Genomic DNA, 1,770 nt, shown 5'->3' on the forward strand with positions numbered 1-1,770 from the left:
GCCGCTCCATCCCGACTCACCTGCGCCTCGATCAGCTCGTGCACGCACCGATCCAGCGGCAGCGCCTCCTGCGTCTGGTTCCAGCCTCGCAGCACCTGCTCGCGCTCCGCCGCAGGCAGTATGTCGATGTGGGCCACAGGGGTCTGCGGCGCTTCGCGCAGGGCCTGCAGCAGGCCGTCCAGCGAGGCCTCCATCAGCCGGCACACGCGCAGCGGATCCAGCCCGCCTTCCACCTGAGCATTGAGTGAGAAGCCTTCGCCCAGATCATCGACGTCCAGGCAGATGGGGAAGCTGGAACGCTCCTCGGCGCCGAGGACCTCGAGCTCCGCGTTGTGAGCCTGCACCTGCTCCTCGAAGACACCATAGCGGTAGTTCAACAGGGACGTGAACAGCGGCTGGCCGTGCCGCACACCGCTGCAGCGCTGCGCCAGCGCGAGCGATGCATGCTCGTGGTGCAGCAGCTCGGACAGCAGCGCATGCACGCGACGCAGGCTTTGCTGCACGGGAGCGGCGTCAACATCGATGCGCACCGGCAATGTGTTGATGAACATGCCCCAGACGCGATCGGCGCCCGGACCTCCTTGCATGCGCCCGAACAGAACCGTGCCAAACACCGGAGACTGTCGGCTGGAGACCTTGGCAATCACCATGGCCCAGGCCAGGTGCATCACACTGGCCACGCTCACGCCGGAGCGGCGTGCGAGCTCGCGCACGGCGCGGGCCGTCGAGGCGGGCAGCGGCAGGCGGGCCTCCTTCATTTCGAGGCCGCTCACTTCGGTCTCAAGGATCTCGAAGGGTGCCGTGGGCTCTTCGACATCGCCCAGCATGCGGCTGAAGAATGCGCGGTGTTCGTCGTCGCTGACGCCCAGGCGGGCACGGGCGACGAAATCCCGGAAGGGGACCGGCGGCAGGAGCTGGTCGGCCCGACCGGCCTGAATCAGTCCTGCTTCCTGGATCAGCAGCTCCTGCGTGGTGTGATCCATCACCAGGTGATGGGACAGCAGGCGCATCAGCCAGCGGCCCTGGACCGGATCATGGGCCACGCCCACGCGAAGCATGGGGGGCTGACGAACATCGATGCGGGTGCGGCGGGGATCCATCCGCTGTGCCAGCTGCTGGGCCACCTCGCCGTCAGCGGGGTCCAGGTCCAGGAAGCTCACCGGCAGCGCGGCGCGGCGGTGCACAACCTGTAGCGGCTCGTCCAGCCCCTCCCAGAGGATGGCGGTGCGCAGGATGTCGTGCCGATCCACCAACTGCTGCAAGGCCTGCAGGAAGGAGTCCACGCGTTCGCGGCTGCTGCAGGCCATCAAGCCGGCCTCCACGTAGGCGTCGCTGCCCGAACCCATGCGATGGTGAAAGAGGATGCCCTCCTGCGCTGCGGTGAGCGGATAGAGGTCCTGCACCTGTGCGGCGCCGCCCTCGACCATCGCGACCACACGGTCGATCCCTGCCTGGTCCAGGCGCGCCAGCGTGAGCATCTCCGGCGTGATGGACGTGGCGCCAGGAGGAATCAGATTGGGGGGGACGACGATGTCCTTCGCGTCCGTGGCGACGGACAGCGCCAGCTCGGCGACCGTGGGCGAGGAGAACAGCAGCTTCACATCGGCGTGCAGGCCCTGCCGGCGCATGCGCTCCACCAGGCCCAGAGCCAGCAGGGAGTGCCCACCCAGCTCGAAGAAGCTGTCGTGGCGACCCACACGCTCGACCTTGAGCAGCTCCGCCCAGATCGCCGCCAGCTGCGCTTCCAGCTCGCCCTGCGGCGCCTCGTAG

At 68.2% G+C, this 1,770-nt stretch carries 1 protein-coding gene; it reads right to left on the bottom strand.

Annotated features, from left to right (window positions below; all coding sequences use genetic code 11):
* Positions 1 to 1,770, bottom strand: a 1,770-nt coding sequence (locus O9Y01_RS23135) for a condensation domain-containing protein (protein ID WP_269634011.1), incomplete at both ends; no start/stop codon positions are given.

Origin of the sequence: Pelomonas sp. BJYL3 (assembly GCF_027257975.1) — a bacterium.
Taxonomy (GTDB): Bacteria; Pseudomonadota; Gammaproteobacteria; order Burkholderiales; family Burkholderiaceae_C; genus Roseateles_B; species Roseateles_B flavus.